Source organism: Streptomyces roseofulvus (genome assembly GCF_039534915.1).
GTDB lineage: Bacteria > Actinomycetota > Actinomycetes > Streptomycetales > Streptomycetaceae > Streptomyces > Streptomyces roseofulvus.
In genome coordinates, this window is the sequence record NZ_BAAAWE010000001.1 from 4,969,302 (window position 1) to 4,989,285 (window position 19,984).

Consider the following 19,984-nt stretch of genomic DNA (forward strand, 5'->3'; position numbering starts at 1 on the left):
GCAGGGGGAGGCGCCGTGGACGAGTACGCGGGAAGAGTGCTCGCTGAGCGCTACCGCCTGCCGTTGCCGCCCGCCGGCGCCGACGCGCTCGTCGACCTCGTCGAGACCCGCGCCTTCGACACGTACAGCGGGCAGGAGGTGCGGATCCGTCAGGTCCCCCTGCCCGAGTTCGTCGACGCCGAGGTCCTCGACGAGGGCCCGCCGCCCACGGGCCCGTACGGGGGCGGCGGGGCCACCCGCCGGCCGGCCGAGCCGGTCGTCCGGCGGGCGATCGAGGCGGCCCAGGCCGCCGCCCAGATCCCCGACCATCCCTTACTGGACCAGGTCTTCGACGTCTTCGCGGAGGCCGGCTCGCTGTGGATAGTGAGCGAGTACGTCGCCTCCCGTCCCCTCTCCGCGCTCCTCGCCGAGGGCCCGCTCAACCCGTTCCGCGCCGCCGAGATCGCCGCGGACGTCCTCACCGCACTGCGCGCCCTCCACGCCCACGGCTGGGTGCACCGCAACATCACCGCCCGCACGGTCCTGGTCTGCGACGACGGGCGCGTCGTCCTCACCGGCCTGGCCGCCGGCGCCGCCGAGGAGGCCCTCTGCGGCTACGCCCCCGTCCCCGACCCCGAGGACCCCGCCTTCCGCGCGCCCGCGCCCGAGTTCGGGGAGCAGGAGGAGTACGGGGAGCACGGGGAGCACGGGGAGTACGAGGAGTACGAGGAGGAGACGGAAGAGCCGTACGAGACGCACGAGACGCACGAGGCGCACGAGCCGTACGAGCCGTACGAGACGCACGAGAGCGACGAGCCCGAGGCGTACGAGCCCGAGACCTACCAGCCCGAGGCGTACGAGCACGACACCGCCGAGCACGAGGTGTACGAGACCGGCGAGTACGCGGCACCCGAGCCGCCGCCGGAGCCGGAGCCCGTCCCGTACGGCGTCGACCCCTACGGCCGGGCGACGCCGACGCCGCGCCCCGTCAGCCCCCCGGAGGCTCCGGCGGTGCCGCCCAGCGCCGATCTGCGGGCGGCCAGGGCGGGGGCCATCGCCGCCTACCGCGCGGCCACCCGCGCCGCCGCCGCGCGGCGCGGCGACACCGGCCCGCTCCCGGCCCCGCGCCCGCCGGAGCCCCCGGCCGCCCTCGAACCCGCTCCCGAACCGGCCCTCGGACCCACCCTCGAACCCGCCCCCGAACCCGAGGCGCCCGCCCTCCCCGAGGCCACCCGCCCCGGCCCGGCCCCCCAGTGGTGGGCGCGGACGCCCGACGACGAGGACGACGGCGACGACGGGGACGACGGGGACGAGGGCTACGGCGGGGACCGGGCCCCTCGCCCGCCGCGCCTGATGCTCAAGGGCACCTGGAGCGACGGGCCGCACGCCTCCCGGGACGGCACGCCGCCCGTCCCCGCCGGCGGCTCCGTGCTGCCCGGCTCCGGCCGGCCCGCGCTGCCCGCCGGGTACGCGCCCGCCACCCCGGAGCCCGTCCGCCCGTCCCCGCCGCCCGCCGGGGCCGCGGTGCCCGCGCAGCCGGGGCCGCCGACGGAGCGGTACCGGGGCCCGGAGACCCGGCTCGCCGCCGAGCGGGCCCGGCAGACCCGGATCGCGGTGGTCGGCGCCGTCACCGAGCGCTGGGCGCCCGAACAGGCCGGGCCCGTGCACGAGAACTGGCGGCTCGCCCCGCCCATCGGCCCCGCCACCGACCTGTGGGCGCTCGGCGCCCTGCTCTACCGGGCCGTCCAGGGCCACGCCCCCTACCCCGAGGACAGCGCGGCCGAACTGGTCCAGCTGGTCTGCGCCGAGCCGCCCGCCTTCGCCGAGGAGTGCGGCCCGCTGCGCCCGGTGGTGGAGTCGCTGCTGCGCCAGGACCCCACCGAGCGCCCGGACTTCGAGGAGCTGCGCGGCTGGCTGCGGTCGCTGGTCCGGTCCGCGCCGGAGCCGGAGGTGGACTTCGCGGCGCCGCCCCCGCGGCCGTTCGACGCCAGGCGGCTGCCGATCCTGCGCCGCCGGGGCGAGCTGGTGCGCCGCCGCCGCGCGTCCGCCGGGTCGGGGCGCCACCGGCACCGGCGAGGCAAGGAGCCCCGCCGCGAGCAGGCCGCCCCGCCCGCCCCCGTACCGGAGGAGCAGCCGCAGGCACCGTTCTTCCAGGACGGGCACCGCGAGGAGTACGCACCCCACCAGGCACCCGAGTACGGGTACGAGTACGGCGACGAGGACGCCGAGCCCGAGCCCCCGCGCCGGTCCGCGCGCCCCCCGGCCGCCCCGCGCTCCCTCGGGCGGCGCCTGGTCCTGCTCGTCCTGCTGCTGGCCGGCGGCGCCCTCGCGTACGCCGCGGTCGCCCTGCCCCGGACGGGCACCGGCGAGGAGCCGGCCGGCGCCCGCCCGTCCGCCTCCGCGCCCCCGGCACGGAGCCCGTCGTCCGCCGCCCCGCCCGCCACCCCGAGTTCCCCGGCGCAGAGCCCGTCGGCGCCGTCGACCCGGCCCACCCCCTCCGCCCCGCCCGCCTCCGCCTCCGGCCCCGCCCTGGCGGCCGGATACGCGCTCCGCGAGGACCCGGAGGGCTTCCGGATCGGCGTCCCGCGCGACTGGCGGCGCAGCCCCGTCAACGACGCGGGGCAAGTCCGCTACGTCGGAGGCGACTTCACGCTGATCGTGGTGCCCGGCCGGGACAGCGTGCGGGACCACGGCTCCGACCCGCTGGAGTACCAGAACTCCCGGGAGCGGGAGCTGGAGCCGTACCGGCAGTCCAGCTGGGCGCAGCTGGTGAAGGCCCGGCGGGTCGACATCGGCCGCACGCCCACCGCCGAGGGGCAGTACACCTGGCTCGACAGCACCGGCCGTGAGGTCTTCGTCCGCAACCTCGCCCTGATCGACGGCGGCCGCTACCACGTCGTCCAGGTCATCGGCCCGGAGAGCGACCGGGACAAGGTGTCGGAGATCTACGACGAGGCGGTGAAGGGCTTCCGACCGGGTCGCTGAGCCTCCGGCCGACGCCCGCCGACGGCCCCTCCGAGGGCCCCCGACGGCCCGCCGACGGCCGTCGACGGGCCGTCACCGGAGCCCCCGCGGGCGCCCGGCGGTCACGGTGCGGTTCCTTTGCGGGCCCCGAGGTTCCGTCCGCCGTCCCCTCCTCCGTAACCTGGCATCGGAAGCAACGGGGGCGGGGGCACGTGGAACATTCTCAGGGCACAGGGGCGGGGCTGTTGCTCGCCGGGCGGTACCGGCTGGGCGAGTCCATCGGGCGCGGCGGCATGGGCAAGGTCTGGCGCGCGCACGACGAGGTGCTGCACCGCGTGGTGGCGGTCAAGGAGCTGACGGCGGGTCGGTTCGTCGCCGAGGCCGACCGGCTGGTGCTGCACGCCCGCACCCAGAAGGAGGCGCGGGCCGCCGCCCGGATCACCCACCCCGGTGTGGTGACCGTCCACGACGTCCTCGAACACGACGACCGGCCCTGGATCGTCATGCAGTTCGTCGACGGACCCTCGCTCGCCGACGCCGTCAAGGAGGCCGGCACGATCGCGCCCCGCGAGGCGGCCCGGGTCGGCCTGCACGTCGTCGGCGCGCTGCGGGCCGCGCACGCGGCCGGGGTGCTCCACCGGGACGTGAAGCCCGGCAACGTCCTGCTGGCCCGGGACGGGCGGGTCCTCATCACCGACTTCGGCATCGCGGCGATCGAGGGCGACTCCACCATCACCAGGACCGGCGAGCTCGTCGGCTCGATCGACTACCTGGCGCCCGAGCGGGTCCGGGGCGGCGATCCGGGCCCGGCCTCCGACCTGTGGTCGCTCGGCGCCACCCTGTACACGGCGGTCGAGGGCACCTCGCCGTTCCGCCGCACGTCCCCGATCAGCACCATGCAGGCCGTCGTCGGCGAGGAGCCGCCGTACCCGGCGAAGGCGGGACCGCTCGCCTCCGTCATCGTGGCGCTGCTGCGCAAGGACCCGGAGCAGCGGCCGCACGCGGACGAGGCCGAGCGGATGCTGCTGGACGCGATGGAGGGCCGCAGCCCGCAGACCGCCCAGGCGTACGTGCCGACGCAGCGGATGCGGCTGGACGTGGAGCGGCCCGCTTCCGGGGGGTCCGGCCCGGAGGACGTACCGGCTCCCCGTACGGCGGAGTGGCCCTCCCCCGGGCAGACCGCCACCACACGGCCGTCCGTGCCGGCCCCGGCCTCCGGCGCACCCGCGCCCGCCCCCGCGCCGGCCGCGGGGAAGGGACGCTGGCGCTCCGCGGTCCTCACCGCGGTGCTCGGCGCCGTCGTCGCGGGCGGCGCCGTCTTCGCCGTGATGCAGTACGGCGGAGGCGACGGCGGCCGCGGGCCAGGCCCCGGTCCGAGTACCGGTGTCAGCACACCCGCCGACCGCAAGGGCGTGGCGGCGGACGACGTCCCCGAGGGCTGGCGGCGGGTCGAGGACCCGGCGGGCTTCAGCCTGGTCGTCCCGGACGGCTGGAAGCGCCAGAAGGACGGCGAGAACATCGACTACACCCCGGACGGCGGCCGTCACCGCCTCCGGATCAGCATCGACAGGAGCCCCGACTTCGAGAACCCGTACCAGCACCTCCTGGACCTGGAGAAGACGCTCCGGAAGCGGATGGACTACCAGCGGGTGTGGCTGAACCAGAACACCTACCGCGACCAGGTCAGGTCCGCGCTGTGGGAGTTCACCTGGACCGAGAAGCAGAACTTCCCGGGGCCGCGGCACGCGATCGACCAGATGTACTTCGCCGACGACGGCACCGAGTACGCGATCTACATGACCTCGCCCCAGTCGAGCTGGGAGACCACCCGGGAGCAGTTCGACATCGTCCTCCAGCACTGGCGGGCACCCGGCGCCTGACGGCCCGGAAAAATCTTCCCGGGGACCCCCGTGAGCGCGGTGAGCCCCTGATCAGGGCTTTCGCGCCAGTGATCACTGGCGCGATGTGTGCGGGGCGTGAAAACGCGTTACCGGCGGGTACCCAAAGACCGGAACGGCGCCTACGCTCGGCGGCATGACGGACTCGCAGGCTGCCACCGCCGCTCCCCCGGTTCCCGCCGACGCCGCGCAGGCGGCCCGCCCCGCCACCCCGGCCGGCGCGACCAACCCGGTCGCCCCCGCGCCCGCCGGCGCCCGGACCGCCGCCGACGTGGTGACGCCCGAGCTGGTCGCCCGGCTCACCCGGGGCGTCATCGGCTCCGGCCGCACCGCCAACCACACCCCCTTCACCGGGAAGAAGCTGGCGGACCTGCCCGAGGCCACCCCCGAGGACGTCGCCGAGGCCTTCACCCGCGCCCGCGCCGCGCAGGCCGCCTGGGCAGCCACCCCCGTCCGGGCCCGCGCCGCCGTCCTGCTCCGCTTCCACGACCTGGTCCTCGCCCGCCAGTCCGAGGTCCTCGACCTCATCCAGCTGGAGACCGGCAAGGCCCGGCTGCACGCCCACGAGGAGGTCCTCGCGGTCGCCGTCGCCGCCCGCCACTACGGCCGCAAGGCGCCCTCGTACCTGCGCCCCAAGCGCCACACCGGCGTCGTCCCGACCCTCACCAAGGTCACCGAGCTGCGGCAGCCCCGCGGGGTCGTCGGCCAGATCGCCCCCTGGAACTACCCGCTCGAACTCTCCGTCGGCGACGCCCTGCCCGCCTTCGTGGCGGGCAATGCACTGGTCATGAAGCCGGACACCGAGACCGCGCTCACCGCGCTCTGGGCCCGTGACCTGCTCATCGAGGCCGGGCTCCCGGCCGAGGTCTTCCAGGTCGTGCTCGGCGAGGGACCGGTCGTCGGCCCCGAGGTCGTCCGGCACGCCGACTACGTCTCCTTCACCGGCTCCACCCGCACCGGCCGCGAGGTCGCCCAGGGCGCCGCCGCCCGTCTCGTCGGCGTGTCCCTCGAACTCGGCGGCAAGAACGCCATGCTGGTCCTCGAGGACGCCGACGTCGAGAAGGCCGCCGCCGGCGCCGTCCGCGCCTGCTTCTCCTCCGCCGGCCAGCTCTGCATCTCCATCGAGCGCCTCTACGTGCACGCGTCGATCGCCGACGCCTTCGTCGAGCGCTTCGCCGCACGCACCAGGGCCATGCGGCTCGGAAACTCCCTCGCGTACGGCGCCGACATGGGCTCCCTCGTCGGCGAGCGCCAGCTGGAGGCCGTCACGCGGCACGTCGACGAGGCCGTCGCCAAGGGCGCCACGCTCGTCGCCGGCGGCGTCGCCCGCCCCGACATCGGCCCCCTCTTCTACGAGCCGACCATCCTCGACGGCGTCGAGGCCCCGATGGCCGTCTGCGCCGAGGAGACCTTCGGCCCGGTCGTCTCGATCTACCGCTTCACCGACGAGGACGAGGCGGTCGAGCGCGCCAACGCCACCGCGTACGGTCTCAACTCCTCCGTCTGGACCACGGACGCCCGCCGCGGCCACGCCGTCGCCGCCCGGCTGCGCACCGGCACCGTCAACATCAACGAGGGGTACGCCCCCGCGTACGGCAGCGTCCGCGCCCCGATGGGCGGCATGAAGGACTCCGGCCTCGGCCGCCGCCACGGCTCCGAGGGCATCCTCAAGTACACCGAGGCCCAGACCGTCGCCCAGCAGCGCCTGATGCCGCTCGCGCCGTCCTTCGGGATGGACGACGAGGCGTACGCGAAGGTGATGAGCCTCTCCCTGAAGGCGCTGAAGGCCCTGCGCCTGAGCTGACGCGGCCCCGAACCCCTGCCCGTCCGACCCTTTTCCTCACGAGGAGAGCCATGACCGCGGTACCCCCTGCCCGAAATCAGGACGAGGACGACGCGTACGACTACGACGTCCTCGTGGTCGGCTCCGGCTTCGGCGGCTCGGTCACCGCCCTCCGGCTCACCGAGAAGGGCTACCGGGTCGGCGTCCTGGAGGCCGGCCGCCGCTTCACCCGCGAGTCCCTGCCGAAGAACTCCTGGGACCTGAAGAACTTCCTGTGGGCGCCGACGCTGGGCCTGTACGGAATCCAGCGCATCCACCTGCTCGGCAACGTGATGGTGCTGGCCGGCGCGGGCGTCGGCGGCGGCTCCCTCAACTACGCGAACACCCTCTACGAGCCGCTGGCGCCGTTCTTCGACGACCCGCAGTGGAAGGACATCGCCGACTGGCGGGCCGAGCTCGCCCCGTACTACGACCAGGCCAAGCGGATGCTGGGCGTCCGGCTCAACCCGACGATGACCCCCTCCGACGTGCACCTGAAGGCCGCCGCCCAGGCCATGGGGATCGGCGACAGCTTCCACATGGCACCGGTCGGCGTCTTCTTCGGGGACGGACGGGACGCCGTCGGCGAGGACGGGGTCGGTACGGCGAAGGCGAAGCCGGGCGCGGAGGTCGCCGACCCGTTCTTCGGCGGCGCGGGCCCCTCCCGCAAGGCGTGCACCGAGTGCGGCGAGTGCATGACCGGCTGCCGGCACGGCGCCAAGAACACCCTCAACGAGAACTACCTCTACCTCGCCGAGAAGGCGGGCGCGGTCGTCCACCCGATGACCTCGGTCGTCGCCGTCACCGAGGACTCGCGCGGCGGCTACGCCGTGAAGACCCTCCCCACCGACAACCGCAGGAAGGGCAGGGGCCGCACCTTCACCGCCCGCCGGGTGGTCATCGCCGCCGGCACCTACGGCACCCAGACCCTGCTCCACCGGATGAAGGACAGCGGTCTGCTGCCCCGGATCTCCGCCCGGCTCGGCGAGCTGACCCGCACCAACTCCGAGGGCCTGGTCGGCGCCCAGACCACCGACCGCCGCTACCGGCGCAAGCACGGGCACCAGAAGGCCGACTTCACCCGCGGCGTCGCCATCACCTCGTCCGTCCACCCCGACGAGAACACCCACATCGAGCCCGTCCGCTACGGCAAGGGCTCCAACTCGATGGGCGGCCTCACCGTCCTCCAGGTCCCCTACGGCGCCCACCGGGTGCGCAACTGGGCCCTCAACATGGCCCGGCACCCCGTCCTCGCGCTCCGCTCGCTCTCCACCCGGCGCTGGTCCGAGCGGACCATCATCGGCCTCGTCATGCAGTCCCTCGACAACTCGCTGACGACCTACCGCAAGCCCGGCGGCATCGGAAAGGGCCTGCTCACCGCCCGGCAGGGGCACGGGGCACCGAACCCGACGCAGATCGAGGCCGCGACCCGGGCCGCCACCCTGATCGCCGAGGAGATCAACGGCTTCCCCGGCTCCAACATCGGCGAGCTGATGGGCACCCCGCTGACCGCCCACTTCCTCGGCGGCTGCCCGATCGGCGCCGACGCGGAGTCCGGCGTCATCGACCCGTACCACCGGCTCTACGGCCACCCCGGCATCTCGGTCGTCGACGGCTCGGCGGTCTCCGCCAACCTCGGCGTCAACCCGTCCCTGACGATCACCGCCCAGGCCGAGCGGGCCATGTCCTTCTGGCCCAACAAGGGCGAGGAGGATCCGCGGCCCCGGCAGGGCGAGGCGTACGTGCGCGTGGCGGCGGTCGAACCGAAGTCCCCGGCGGTCCCGGCCGAGGCGTTCGGCGCCCTCCGGCTGCCCTTCCTCGGCATCCCGGCGGTCCCGCCGAAGAAGACGCCCTGATCCCGGAACCCTGACCTTCGTCGCGTCCCCTCCCGGACGCACGGAAAGGGCGCTGCACCCCCCTCCGAGTGCAGCGCCCTTCCGGCTTTTCGGTGTTGCTGCATAGATGACCCCCGGGCCCCGCCTTTGGTTGTAGGCGTTGCACGGGATCTTTGTGTGACGCGCGTCACATGCCGGGGAGGGGTGTGGATGCGGGGTCCACAGGCGTGCGAAAGGGGCCCGTGCCGCGATTCCGGTCGCGGCACGGGCCCCTGGGTCGGCACCGGTGTCAGGGCAGCGGCGGTGCCGAGCGGAGCGGCGCCGGGGGGTCGCGCCGCATCGGGGGAGGGAAGTCGGAGGGGACGGGTCGAGGGGACGGGGCGGAGCGGTGGGGGAGGGAGAGCCGGTTGCGGTCGGCCCCGGGCGTCCCCGGGACCGACCGCCCTTTCTGGGTGACCGGGCTGCTGTCCCCTGCCGTCCGGTCACGCGCGCTGGAGCGAGGTCCCACGACGTGCCAGAAGCACGTCACACGCCCCAGCGAAGCCACGCGTGGTTTCTTACGGGCCCGCCCCTGGCTGGCACGGACACCCCGCTCAACGAAGCCCGGCGGGGGCCGGTCACGCGCCGTACGGGTGAGTCCGGCACCGAACGCGGGTGCGGGACCCCACCCCTCGGGTGAGGCCGGGGCGCGGCCTCAGATGCGGCCCCGGCACAGCTCCAGCATCGTCATCGCCAGCGCCGTCCCCGGCTTGCCCAGCGCGTCCCGGTAGTGGGCGAGCACGTCCATCTCGCGGGCCAGGTTCACCCGCCGCCCGCCGGAGGAGATCCGGGCCTCCTGGATCACCGCCGAGATCGCCATCCGCTCCTGAATGAGACCGATGATCCGGTCGTCCAGCGCGTCGATCCGCTCGCGGGCGTCACCGATCAGCGAGGCCGCCTCGTCGGTGCGGGCGCCGGTCAGCTCGGTGGGGGTCTTCGTGGTCATGCGGGGCTCCTGGTGTCCTCGTGGGGTGGGGCCCCGGATCGGCACGGCCCGGGAAACGCCAGACGCCCCGGGCCTTGTCGGCCCGGGGCGCCTGGGAAGTCGCTGTTGTCAGTTGCTCAAGCAGCACGACCATGGCAGCCGGTGGGCCGGTTGCCATAGGTAAACAGGAAGGTCGAGTGCGTGCGCATGGCGCCCAGTATGGACCCCGCCCTCCGTGCCGGGGCAAGCCGGGCCCGGATGGTGAGACGAAGGCCACCCGCGTTCGGATGGTGAGACGAAAAGAGACACGCGCGCGCCGGTAGAATCGACAAATAGCCCCCTCCTTCGGGAACCCTCCTACCGCCGGAAGGCCGCCGTAGTGTCATCAGCGTCCCCCGCTGCCGCGCCCGACGTCACCAACCCGGACGTAGTCCTCGTTGTCGACTTCGGCGCCCAGTACGCCCAGCTCATCGCCCGTCGCGTCCGCGAGGCGCGGGTCTACAGCGAGATCGTCCCGTCCACCATGCCGGTGGCCGAGATGCTGGCCAAGAACCCGAAGGCGATCATCCTCTCCGGCGGTCCGTCCTCCGTGTACGCGGAGGGCGCCCCGCGCCTCGACCGGTCCCTCTTCGAGGCCGGCGTCCCCGTCTTCGGCATGTGCTACGGCTTCCAGCTGATGGCGACGACCCTCGGCGGCACCGTCGACAACACCGGCGCCCGCGAGTACGGTCGCACCCCGCTGCACGTCTCCAAGGCCGGCTCCACCCTCTTCGAGGGCACCCCGGTCGAGCAGTCCGTGTGGATGTCGCACGGCGACGCCTGCTCCGCCGCCCCCGAGGGCTTCACCGTCACCGCCTCCACCGACGTGGTCCCGGTCGCCGCCTTCGAGAACGACGAGAAGAAGCTCTACGGCGTCCAGTACCACCCCGAGGTGCTGCACTCCACCCACGGCCAGCAGATCCTGGAGCACTTCCTCTACCGCGGCGCCGGCATCCAGCCCTCCTGGACCACCGGCAACGTGATCGAGGAGCAGGTCGCGGCCATCCGCGCCCAGGTCGGCGACAAGCGCGCCATCTGCGGCCTCTCCGGCGGCGTCGACTCCGCCGTGGCCGCGGCCCTCGTCCAGAAGGCCATCGGCGACCAGCTGACCTGCGTCTACGTCGACCACGGCCTGATGCGCAAGGGCGAGACCGAGCAGGTCGAGAAGGACTTCGTCGCCGCGACCGGTGCCCGCCTGGTCGTCGTCGACGCGGAGAAGCGCTTCCTCGACGCCCTCGCCGGCGTCTCCGACCCGGAGACCAAGCGCAAGATCATCGGCCGCGAGTTCATCCGCGTCTTCGAGCAGGCGCAGCTGGAGATCCTCCAGGAGGAGGGCCCCGAGGTCGCCTTCCTCGTGCAGGGCACCCTCTACCCGGACATCGTCGAGTCCGGCGGCGGCACCGGCACCGCCAACATCAAGTCCCACCACAACGTGGGCGGCCTCCCCGAAGACATCGAGTTCGAGCTCGTCGAGCCGCTGCGGCAGCTCTTCAAGGACGAGGTCCGGATGGTCGGCCAGGAGCTCGGCCTGCCCGAGGAGATCGTCCAGCGGCAGCCCTTCCCCGGGCCCGGCCTCGGCATCCGCATCGTCGGCGAGGTCACCAAGGAGCGCCTGGACCTGCTCCGCGAGGCCGACGCCATCGCCCGCGAGGAGCTCACCGCCGCCGGCCTCGACCGCGAGATCTGGCAGTGCCCGGTCGTGCTGCTCGCCGACGTCCGCTCCGTCGGCGTCCAGGGCGACGGCCGCACCTACGGCCACCCGATCGTCCTGCGCCCGGTCTCCTCCGAGGACGCCATGACGGCCGACTGGTCCCGCCTGCCCTACGAGGTCCTCGCCAAGATCTCGACCCGCATCACCAACGAGGTCGCCGACGTCAACCGCGTCGTCCTCGACGTCACCAGCAAGCCCCCGGGCACCATCGAGTGGGAGTGACCCCTCCCGCTCCCTGAGCCCGGCCGAAGCCGCCGCCCCGCGAAGGGCGGCGGCTTCGCCGTGTTCACGTCCGGACTCTGGTGACTTGACCGGCCGGGCGTTACCTTCCGGCGCATGACCGAGACACCGGCCCCCGTCCCCGTCGACCGGCTCCACTTCGCCATGCCGCCCGTGCACGCGACGGCCGAGGAGGAACGCGCCCACCGCAAACAGCGGCTCGCCGGCGCGCTCCGGCTCTTCGGACGGCTCGGGTACGAGGAAGGCGTCTCCGGCCACATCACGGTCCGCGACCCCGAGTACGACGACTGCTACTGGGTGAACCCGTTCGGCGCGCCCTTCGGCGACCTCACCGCGAGCGACCTCGTCCTCGCCAACGGCGAGGGCCAGGTCGTCCTCGGCGGCCAGCACGTCAACCAGGCCGCCTTCACCGTCCACGCCGCCGTCCACCGCGCCCGCCCGGACGCGGTCGCCGTCGCCCACACCCACTCCACCCACGGCCGCGCCCTCGCCGCCCTCGGTGAACTCCTCGACCCCCTCACCCAGGAAGCCTGCGCCTTCTACCAGGACCACGCCCTCTACGACGCCTACACCGGCGTCACCGTCGACGCCGAGGAGGCCCGCCGCGTCGCCGTCGCCCTCGGCCCCTTCAAGGGCATCGTCCTGCGCAACCACGGCCTCCTCACCGTCGGCTCCTCCGTCGACGCCGCCGCCTGGTGGTTCATCGCCATGGACCGCTGCGCCCGCATCCAGCTCGCCGCCCGCGCCGCCGGCAAACCCGTCCTCATCGACCACAAGGACGCCGTCGCCACCCGCGAACAGCTCGGCAGCGACCTCGTCGCGTGGATCAACTACCAGCCGCTCTGGCGCAGGATCAGCCGAGCGGAGCCCGAACTCCTGTCGTAGCACCATCGCTTCACCCTTCTGTACGTCAAGGCGATGGCACGCCAATCACTCTCCGGCGGGGCGCACGCGGCCCTCCCGAGCCCCCTCGGTACGGCACAATTCCCAGGAATCAGCGGCATGTTGAGCTCGGGAACTCGGGAAGTGGCGGCACCGTGGCGGTACAAGAGGCGAGACAGTACGGCGGGCGCCACGGCGCCGGCGACCATCCGACGGCCTGCGCCGGCTGCGCCCATTGCGGCGAGACCGGCCACCGCCGCGCCGTCGCCGCCTTCCTCGCCCGCCGCGAGGAACTCGCCGCCGGCCACGGCGTCCCCGCCGCCGTCGCCCACTCCCCGGTCGCCGCCCGCCAGTGGGTCTCCGACGAACTCGCCCAGTCCGCCCGCGCCGTGACCGCCCACGGCCGGGAGGCCGGCCTCGCCTGGCTCGCCCGCGTCCGCACCGGCAGCCTCGCCGCGATCTGGGCCGCCGTCCTCGCCCTGCTGCTCGGCCAGGCCCTCACCGCCCTCGGCACCGGCTGGACCGCCGCCCGCACGGCCGGCCTCTGCACCGCCCTCCTCCTCGCCGTCCCGCTCACCGCCGCCGCCCACGCCCACCGTGCCCGCGGCGGCCTGCTCGCCCCCCTCACCGGCGAGGACAACCGGCTCTCCACCACCCGCGCCGTCGCCGCCGCCTGGCTCCTCTTCCTCTGCTACGCCCTTCTCTTCCTCACCCTCCGCTCGCTCACCGCCACCGCCTTCGGCCTCTCCGGCGCCGCCGCCCTGGTCACCGTCCTCGCCCTCGTCTCGGCCGTCGCCGTCACCGCCCGGCTCGTCGTCTCCACCCGGATCGCCGGCCGACGGCTCCAGAAGGTCCGCGCCGACCGCCCCCGGGCCGCCGACCTCCTCTGCGACGACAACGGCCGCGCCGACCTCGCCGACGTCCAGTACGTCCTCGTCTCCGGCGCCGTCCTCGTCTTCACCGCCGTCCGGCTCGCCACCGCCCCCGACCGCCTCCCCGCGCCGCCCTGGTCCCTCGCCCTCCTCGTCGCCGTCTCCGCCGTCTGGCACCTCGCCGCCAAGTGCACCGAGGGCGGCCCGCCCGTCGTCCACGCCGTCGTCCGCGCCCGCGAGGCCGGCGACCTCGACGCCCCCATCCGCGTCGGCGACGACATCGAGATCCGCGGCCACGGCTTCGTCCCGCCCGGCGCCGCCGCCCCCGACCCGCTGACCCGGCTCGTCGTCCGGATCGGCGCCGTCCACGCCCACGTGCCCCTGGTGCCCGTCCCCGGCGGCTTCGCCAACCCCACCGACACCGTCCTGACCGTGCCGCTCCCCGCCGACGTCGAGCCCGGCCGGGTCGAGGTCTCCGTCGTCACCGCCGCCGGATTCGAGACCGAGCGGGTCACGATCGACGTCGCCGACTGAACATCCGGCCCCTCCGCGTGTCCCTTCACAGCACGAGCGGAGACAATCGGTCCGCGAACAGTCGTACGGGGCGTGGAAAGGTGACCGATCATGAGCGCGTACCAGGACCGCCCCGGCGGGCCGACCCTGCGAGACCGCACGGACGCCTGGAAGGCCACCGCCTCCCGCTACGCCCTGCTCCCGCTCCGGATCTTCCTCGGCGTCACCTTCGTCTACGCCGGCCTCGACAAACTCACCGACCCGGCCTTCCTCGCCGACACCGGCACCGGCTCCATCGGCGAGACCATGCGAGGCGTCCGTGACTCCTCGGCCCTCCCATGGCTCGTCGACCTCGCCCTCAACAACCCCACCGGCTTCGGCTACGCCCTCGCCTTCGGGGAGATCGCCGTCGGCCTCGGCACCCTCCTCGGGCTCTTCGCCCGGGTGGCCGCCCTCGGCGGCGCCCTCATCTCGCTGAGCCTCTGGCTCACCGTGAGCTGGCAGGTGAACCCCTACTACCTCGGCAACGACCTCGCCTATCTCATCGCCTGGCTGCCGCTGCTGCTCGCCGGCGCCCCGGTGCTCTCCGCCGACCGTCTTCTCGCCGAACGGCGCCGCAGGCCGTAGGCCACCCAGGTCAGCAGCCCGGCCAGGCCCAGCGCGCCGCACATCACCGGGACCGCCAGCCACCACGGCACCGCCCACCAGCCGGCGAGGTCCCCGCCGTAGGCGCCGGCCAGGCCGAGCGCGGCCAGCCCGACGACCAGCCGGCCGGGACGGAACTCATGAAGCAGCACGGGTGACCTCCACCTGTCCGAGACCGACCTCCAGAGAGAGGTCCAGCGTCCCCGCCGGCTCCGTGCCGGCGGGCGGGTTCAGCGTCCGCGTCTCGTCGCGGTCCGGGGCGATGTCGATGTCGTCGGCCGGCTGCCCGGGCAGCTGCAGATCACCGAGACCCACCTGGGCGTGCAGCGTCACCACCACGTCCTCCGGCACGACCACCTCCAGCTTCCCCGCGCCCACGTCGACCGCCGTCCTCACCGTCGTCCCCTCGGGCACCGACAGCCGGGACAGGTCCAGCGTCCCCACCCCCGCGCCCAGGTCGTACCGGGGCGCCACCGCGGTCACCGCGGCCGGCGTCCACGTCTGGCGCGTCCACTCCGTGGTGATCTTCTCCGGCAGCGCCACCGCGCCGGCCAGCAGCGCCGCCGTCACCACCACCTGGAAGATCGTGCCGAACCCGGTGCGCCCCAGGAAGCTGCTGACGACCAGCCCCAGACCGAACACGGCCAGCGCCGCCGCGAGCCCCGTCGCCAGACTGACGCCCAGCGGCTGCGACTCCCACGTCAGGGCCGTACCCGTGACCGCCGCGGCCAGCGCGACGAGATGGACGAGGCCCGCGATCGAGTACGGGCTGCGCCGCACCGACGGCTCCGGCCGCGACGGATCCGCCGGCGCGCCCCACCGGCTGCCGGGCTTCGGCACCTCGCCGCCGACCCGGCCCTCCGCGTCGACCATCCCGACCGGCCCCCACATGTAGCCGAAGGCCACCTTGCCGGTCGAACCGTCCTTCACGATCGGGTCCCGCCACCACGACATCATCTGGCTCTCGACGTACGTCAGCGGCGGCGCCTTCGCCTCCGGCGGCACCGGGACCCGCACATGCGGGGCCTTCGGCCGCGCCTCCGGATCGCCCTGGGCCTCCTCCTCGGCGGTGTGCCGGCGCTGCGACCAGTACGCGGCGCCGGCCGTCACCAGCGCCAGCAGCACCGCGAAGCCCACCATCGAGCTGGTGCGCAGCGTCGACAGGAAGATCCCGCAGCCCACCAGCGCCATCAGGATCGCCGCGAGCGCCGACCCGGACACCCGGCCGGTCAGCAGCCGTCTGCCCTCGCTCTCGTCCTCTCCCACGAGCGGGATCAGCAGCCACGCGAAGCCGTAGAAGAGCAGACCGATGCCGCCCGTCACCGCCAGCACCGCGAGCACGATCCGGAAGATCACCGGATCCATGTCGAAGTGCCGGCCGAGACCGCCGCAGACGCCGCCGACCACTCGGCTCGTCCGCGAACGGCGCGGAGGAGCCGCGGGGGCGTCCCCGGCCACCGGTGGGGCCTCGTGCTGCGTGGGCCGCGAAGGCGTCGAACTCGTCATGCGTCCATGGTGACCGCCCGTGACCCCCGGACGGCACCGGGAACGACCCTGGCGCGACCCTGATATTCGGCTCCGCGCCACGCCGGTGACGACCCCGAGGCGAACCAGGGGGCGATCTCAGGGCGGACCCTGATGCCCGCAAAGGGCCGGACGTGTGACGATCGGTGCATGTCCGCAACCGCTCGTGTCACCGACCTCGACGAACCGCCCGTGCGCAGGCTCTACCGCAGCGCCGACGGGCGGTGGCTCGGCGGTGTCGCCCGCGGTCTCGCCGGACACCTCGGCCTGCCCGTCGCCTGGGTCCGCGCCGTCTTCGCGGTGCTCGTGTTCACCGAGGGCCTCGGGCTGCTGCTCTACGCGATCTTCTGGATCGTCGTCCCGCTCGGCGTCGGCGGCCGGGACAAGCCCCTCACCGTCTTCGAGCGCACCGAGGACGGCAGACGCCGGCTCCGCAAACCCGACCGCGGCCAGATCCTCGCCCTCGTCGCCCTCGCGATCGGCGCGTCCGTCTTCATCGCGAACCTGAGGATCGACGGCGAGACCGGCCGGTACGTGTGGCCGGCGATGCTCATCGGCCTCGGTGTCGTCCTGGTGTGGCGGCAGGCCGACAACGCCCGCCGCGACACCTGGACCGGACGGGCGGTCACCCACGGGCGCGGCTTCCACCTCGTGCGGGGGCTCGTCGGCGTGGCCCTGGTCGGCACCGGCCTCGCCGTCTTCGTCGTGGTGCGCGGCTCCGTCGCCCAGATCGGCACCGCGCTGACCGCCGCCGTCGCCGTCCTCACCGGCATAGCGCTGCTCGCCGGCCCGTGGCTGATACGGATGTCGCAGGACCTCACCGCGGAGCGGACCCTGCGCATCCGCGCCCAGGAGCGGGCCGAGGTCGCCGCCCACGTCCACGACTCCGTGCTGCACACCCTCACCCTGATCCAGCGCAACGCGGACGACGCCGGAGAGGTCCGCAGGCTCGCCCGAGCCCAGGAGCGGGAGCTGCGGAACTGGCTGTACAAGCCGGAGGGCACCGGCGGGGACGAGGAGCCGACGACCCTCGCCGAGGCGGTGAAGCGGGCCGCCGCCGAGGTCGAGGACAAGCACGGGGTGCCGCTGGAGGTCGTGGTGGTCGGCGACTGCCCCCTCGACGAGAAGCTGGTCGCGCAGATGAAGGCCGCGCGCGAGGCGATGGTCAACGCCGCGAAGTACGGTGGCGAGGGCGGGGCGGTCCAGGTGTACGCGGAGGTGGAGGGGCGCACGGTCTTCGTGTCGGTGCGCGACCGCGGCCCCGGATTCGACCTGGACGAGGTCCCCGAGGACAGAATGGGCGTACGAGAATCGATCATCGGCCGCATGCAGCGCAACGGCGGCACGGCCCGGCTGCGGGCCGTGCCGGGCGGGGGCACCGAGGTCGAGCTGGAGATGGAGAGGGCGGACGGATGAGCGACGAGACCGGGGCGACGACCGGGGCCGACGGGGCGACGGGGCCGGGTGCGGCGGGCGGGCCCGGCCGACGGGTGCGGGTCGTCCTCGTCGACGACCACCGCATGTTCCGTACCGGGGTGCAGGCCGAGATCGGCCGGACCGACATCACCGGGGTCGAGGTCGTCGGCGAGGCCGCCGACGTCGACCAGGCCGTCAGCGTGATCACCGCGACCCGGCCGGAGGTCGTCCTCCTCGACGTGCACCTGCCCGGCGGCGGAGGGGTCGAGGTGCTGCGCCGCTGCGCCGCCGTGATGGCGGCCGCCGAGGATCCGGTCCGCTTCCTCGCGCTCTCCGTCTCGGACGCGGCGGAGGACGTGATCGGCGTGATCCGGGGCGGCGCCCGCGGCTACGTCACCAAGACGATCACCGGCGACGACCTGGTGGACTCGATCTTCCGGGTCCAGGAGGGCGACGCCGTCTTCTCGCCGCGCCTGGCCGGCTTCGTCCTGGACGCCTTCGCCTCCACCGACGCGCCCCCGGTGGACGAGGACCTGGACCGGCTGACCCAGCGGGAGCGCGAGGTGCTGCGGCTGATCGCCCGCGGCTACGCGTACAAGGAGGTCGCCAAGCAGCTCTACATCTCGGTGAAGACCGTCGAGTCGCACGTCTCCGCGGTGCTCCGCAAGCTCCAGCTCTCCAACCGGCACGAGCTGACCCGCTGGGCCGCCGCGCGCCGGCTGGTCTGACGGAGCCGGGCCGGGCCGCCGGGGTCAGGCGACCCGGGTGGCGCCCGCGAACGGCATCTCGTCGATCGGCGCGATCCGGATCGGGGCGCCCGGCCGGGGCGCGTGGATCATCTGGCCGCCGCCGATGTAGAGGCCCACGTGGCTGATCCCGGAGTAGAAGAAGACCAGGTCGCCCGGGGCCAGCTCGGAGCGGGAGACCCGGCGCCCGGCGTTGATCTGGGTGTACGTGGTGCGCGGCAGGGAGACCCCGGCGGCGCGCCAGGCGGCCTGGGTGAGTCCCGAGCAGTCGTACGCCGAGGGGCCGGTGGCGCCCCAGACGTACGGCTTGCCGAGCTGGGCGCGGGCGAAGGAGATGGCGGCGGAGGCGCGGCCGGTGGGGGCGGCCACCGGGGCCCGGTCGCCGGAGGCACGGTCCGCGCGGGCGAGGGAGCCGGTGGCGCCGGTGGCGGTGCCCGGGGTGCCGGGGCGGGCGGTGGCGGTCGTCGTGGCTGGCGCGGTCGTGCGGGCGGCGACGGCCGCCTCGTACCGGGCCCGCTCCTCGGCGGTGAGCCGGGCGAGGAGTTCCCGCGCGGCGGTGAGCTTGCCGAGGACGGTGGCTTTCTGGCGGCGCAGCTCGGCCTCGTGGCCGCGCAGCGCGGTGAGCCGGCCGGCGGACTCGGCGCGCAGTTGGGCCAGGGCGGCGAGTTCGCGGCGTACGGCGGTGACGGCGGCGGCCTGCCGGTCGCCGGCCTTCTCGGCGAGGGCGGCCCGCTCCAGGTACTGGTCGGGGTCCGAGGTGAGGGCGAGCTGGACGGCCGGGTCGAGTCCGCCGGAGCGGTACTGGGCGGCGGCGACGGCGCCGAGGCTCCGGCGGGCCGTGTTCAGCCGCTCGGTGCGGCGGGCGGCCTCGTCGCGGAGCTCGTCGAAGGAGGTGCGGGCGACGTCGGCCTGTTCCTTCGCGCCGTTGTACCGCTCGGTCGCGGCCTCGGCCTCCTGGTAGAGCCGGTCGACCTCGGCCCTGACCTGGGCGGGGGTGCGGTCGGGGCGGGCCGGGTCGGCGTGGCCCGCGCCCTCGAAGAGGGTGGCGGTGGCGGCCGAGGCCAGGGCGAGCGTGGCGGCCGTGCGGGCCGCGGGGCGGCCGAGCGGGGCCGGCCGGGGTTTTCGGTGAGCTGCCACGAGGGCGGGTCACATCCTCTCCCTGTGGGGGACGGTGCCGGCCGGGGCCGGCGGCGGACCGCACAGGGGAGACGGGCCGCCGCCGGGGTTCTCCGGCGGGGATGGCCGGCACCGCCGGGTGAACCGGCGGGGTGGGGAGCCGGCCACCTGGGGCAGGACGCTAGACCCGGGGGTCACGCCCCGGCGGCGGCTTGACCGCTATTGGCGCCGGATGACCTCCGAGGACCGTTCGCTTTCGTCCGCGAGGGGGGCCGGCGACGGTTTCCAGGGGGCCGACGACCGATGCGGGAGAGTGGGTGGACCCGGCCCGCGAGCAGTGCTAGGGGCCCGGTTAGGCTCCGCCCCATGGACGTCCTCATCAATGTCTTCGTCGCGCTCCACATCATCGGCATCGCCTCCCTGCTGGGCGGATTCCTCACCCAGATGAAGGCGATCGGGGCCGGCACGGCCCGCTTCACCCCGGCCATGCTGCACGGCGCGCTGACCATGCTGGTCACCGGCGTCGCGCTCGTCGGCCTCAACCAGGCCGACGACCAGACGGTCAACAACCTCAAGGTCGGCATCAAGCTGCTGATCCTCGTGGTGATCCTCGGCATCGTCTACGTCAAGCGCGACGAGGAGACCGCCGACAAGGGTCTCTTCGCCGCCGTCGGCGGCCTGACCACGGCGAACATCTTCATCGCCACCCTCTGGACCTGACCCCCCGGCCCTCCCGGGCCCGGCCCCGCCCCGTGGGGCCCGGCCCCCCGGCGCGCTCCCGGTGTGCGCCCTCACACCGGGAGCAGGCCGAAGGCGGG

15 protein-coding genes are annotated in these 19,984 nt (G+C 74.4%); 11 read left to right on the top strand and 4 right to left on the bottom strand.

The window, feature by feature from the left end; translation table 11 throughout:
* Positions 1 to 15 precede the first annotated feature (15 nt).
* The 4 genes from ABFY03_RS23110 to ABFY03_RS23125 all read left to right on the top strand — a co-directional run bounded on the left by ABFY03_RS23110 (position 16) and on the right by ABFY03_RS23125 (position 8,519).
* Complete coding sequence (locus tag ABFY03_RS23110; RefSeq protein WP_346170745.1) at positions 16 to 2,964, top strand: protein kinase; 2,949 nt, start codon at positions 16 to 18, stop codon at positions 2,962 to 2,964.
* A 191-nt stretch (positions 2,965 to 3,155) separates the two neighbouring features.
* Positions 3,156 to 4,823, top strand: a complete 1,668-nt coding sequence (locus tag ABFY03_RS23115; protein WP_346170746.1) for a serine/threonine-protein kinase — start codon at positions 3,156 to 3,158, stop codon at positions 4,821 to 4,823.
* A gap of 154 nt (positions 4,824 to 4,977) precedes the next feature.
* A complete protein-coding gene (locus ABFY03_RS23120) occupies positions 4,978 to 6,645 on the top strand; it encodes a succinic semialdehyde dehydrogenase (RefSeq protein ID WP_319010158.1) in 1,668 nt (555 codons plus the stop codon).
* A gap of 50 nt (positions 6,646 to 6,695) precedes the next feature.
* Entirely contained in the window at positions 6,696 to 8,519 is a 1,824-nt protein-coding gene (locus ABFY03_RS23125; protein ID WP_346170747.1) for a GMC oxidoreductase, read from the top strand.
* 673 nt (positions 8,520 to 9,192) lie between these two features.
* On the opposite strand, the gene ABFY03_RS23130 is transcribed toward ABFY03_RS23125, so the two are convergent.
* A complete protein-coding gene (locus ABFY03_RS23130) occupies positions 9,193 to 9,483 on the bottom strand; it encodes a chorismate mutase (protein ID WP_319010156.1) in 291 nt (96 codons plus the stop codon).
* A gap of 358 nt (positions 9,484 to 9,841) precedes the next feature.
* Here ABFY03_RS23130 and guaA point away from each other — a divergent pair, with 358 nt between their 5' ends.
* The 4 genes from guaA (at position 9,842) to ABFY03_RS23150 (ending at position 14,346) form a co-directional block, all read left to right on the top strand.
* Positions 9,842 to 11,434, top strand: a complete 1,593-nt coding sequence (guaA, locus tag ABFY03_RS23135; RefSeq protein ID WP_319010155.1) for a glutamine-hydrolyzing GMP synthase — start codon at positions 9,842 to 9,844, stop codon at positions 11,432 to 11,434.
* A 114-nt stretch (positions 11,435 to 11,548) separates the two neighbouring features.
* Positions 11,549 to 12,337, top strand: a complete 789-nt coding sequence (locus ABFY03_RS23140; RefSeq protein ID WP_346170748.1) for a class II aldolase/adducin family protein — start codon at positions 11,549 to 11,551, stop codon at positions 12,335 to 12,337.
* A gap of 152 nt (positions 12,338 to 12,489) precedes the next feature.
* The gene (locus ABFY03_RS23145) at positions 12,490 to 13,740 is read left to right on the top strand and encodes a hypothetical protein (protein WP_319010153.1); all 1,251 of its coding nucleotides are present in this window, start codon (positions 12,490 to 12,492) and stop codon (positions 13,738 to 13,740) included.
* A gap of 90 nt (positions 13,741 to 13,830) precedes the next feature.
* Positions 13,831 to 14,346 carry a DoxX family protein gene (locus ABFY03_RS23150; RefSeq protein ID WP_319010152.1) on the top strand — a complete coding sequence of 172 codons (516 nt, stop codon included), beginning with the start codon at positions 13,831 to 13,833 and terminating at the stop codon, positions 14,344 to 14,346.
* On the opposite strand, the gene ABFY03_RS23155 is transcribed toward ABFY03_RS23150, so the two are convergent.
* Both ABFY03_RS23155 and ABFY03_RS23160 read right to left on the bottom strand, forming a co-directional pair.
* Positions 14,256 to 14,516, bottom strand: coding sequence for a hypothetical protein (locus tag ABFY03_RS23155; RefSeq protein ID WP_319010151.1), 261 nt, complete (start codon positions 14,514 to 14,516; stop codon positions 14,256 to 14,258). The genes ABFY03_RS23150 and ABFY03_RS23155 overlap by 91 nt on opposite strands.
* A complete protein-coding gene (locus ABFY03_RS23160) occupies positions 14,503 to 15,870 on the bottom strand; it encodes a PspC domain-containing protein (protein ID WP_319010150.1) in 1,368 nt (455 codons plus the stop codon). Before ABFY03_RS23160 ends, ABFY03_RS23155 begins: the two co-directional genes overlap by 14 nt.
* Positions 15,871 to 16,038: 168 nt before the next feature.
* Between ABFY03_RS23160 and ABFY03_RS23165 the strand changes: the two genes are divergently transcribed.
* Positions 16,039 to 17,304 (top strand): ATP-binding protein, encoded by a 1,266-nt coding sequence (locus ABFY03_RS23165; protein WP_319010149.1) that lies wholly within the window; start codon positions 16,039 to 16,041, stop codon positions 17,302 to 17,304.
* Positions 17,301 to 18,032 carry a response regulator transcription factor gene (locus ABFY03_RS23170; protein WP_319010148.1) on the top strand — a complete coding sequence of 244 codons (732 nt, stop codon included), beginning with the start codon at positions 17,301 to 17,303 and terminating at the stop codon, positions 18,030 to 18,032. The genes ABFY03_RS23165 and ABFY03_RS23170 overlap by 4 nt, the downstream gene beginning before the upstream one ends.
* A 24-nt stretch (positions 18,033 to 18,056) precedes the next feature.
* Here ABFY03_RS23170 and ABFY03_RS23175 read toward each other — a convergent pair whose 3' ends face one another.
* Entirely contained in the window at positions 18,057 to 19,187 is a 1,131-nt protein-coding gene (locus tag ABFY03_RS23175) for a C40 family peptidase (RefSeq protein ID WP_346170749.1), read from the bottom strand.
* A gap of 345 nt (positions 19,188 to 19,532) precedes the next feature.
* Here ABFY03_RS23175 and ABFY03_RS23180 point away from each other — a divergent pair, with 345 nt between their 5' ends.
* Positions 19,533 to 19,886 carry a hypothetical protein gene (locus ABFY03_RS23180; RefSeq protein WP_319010146.1) on the top strand — a complete coding sequence of 118 codons (354 nt, stop codon included), beginning with the start codon at positions 19,533 to 19,535 and terminating at the stop codon, positions 19,884 to 19,886.
* Positions 19,887 to 19,984 lie beyond the last annotated feature (98 nt).

Coding starts and splice junctions, on each gene's coding strand:
- ABFY03_RS23120 (WP_319010158.1), top strand. CDS start 4,978: ATGACGGACTCGCAGGCTGCCACCGCCGCTCCCCCGGTTCCCGCCGAC.
- ABFY03_RS23125 (WP_346170747.1), top strand. CDS start 6,696: ATGACCGCGGTACCCCCTGCCCGAAATCAGGACGAGGACGACGCGTAC.
- ABFY03_RS23130 (WP_319010156.1), bottom strand. CDS start 9,483: ATGACCACGAAGACCCCCACCGAGCTGACCGGCGCCCGCACCGACGAG.
- ABFY03_RS23140 (WP_346170748.1), top strand. CDS start 11,549: ATGACCGAGACACCGGCCCCCGTCCCCGTCGACCGGCTCCACTTCGCC.
- ABFY03_RS23150 (WP_319010152.1), top strand. CDS start 13,831: ATGAGCGCGTACCAGGACCGCCCCGGCGGGCCGACCCTGCGAGACCGC.
- ABFY03_RS23160 (WP_319010150.1), bottom strand. CDS start 15,870: ATGACGAGTTCGACGCCTTCGCGGCCCACGCAGCACGAGGCCCCACCG.
- ABFY03_RS23165 (WP_319010149.1), top strand. CDS start 16,039: ATGTCCGCAACCGCTCGTGTCACCGACCTCGACGAACCGCCCGTGCGC.
- ABFY03_RS23170 (WP_319010148.1), top strand. CDS start 17,301: ATGAGCGACGAGACCGGGGCGACGACCGGGGCCGACGGGGCGACGGGG.
- ABFY03_RS23180 (WP_319010146.1), top strand. CDS start 19,533: ATGGACGTCCTCATCAATGTCTTCGTCGCGCTCCACATCATCGGCATC.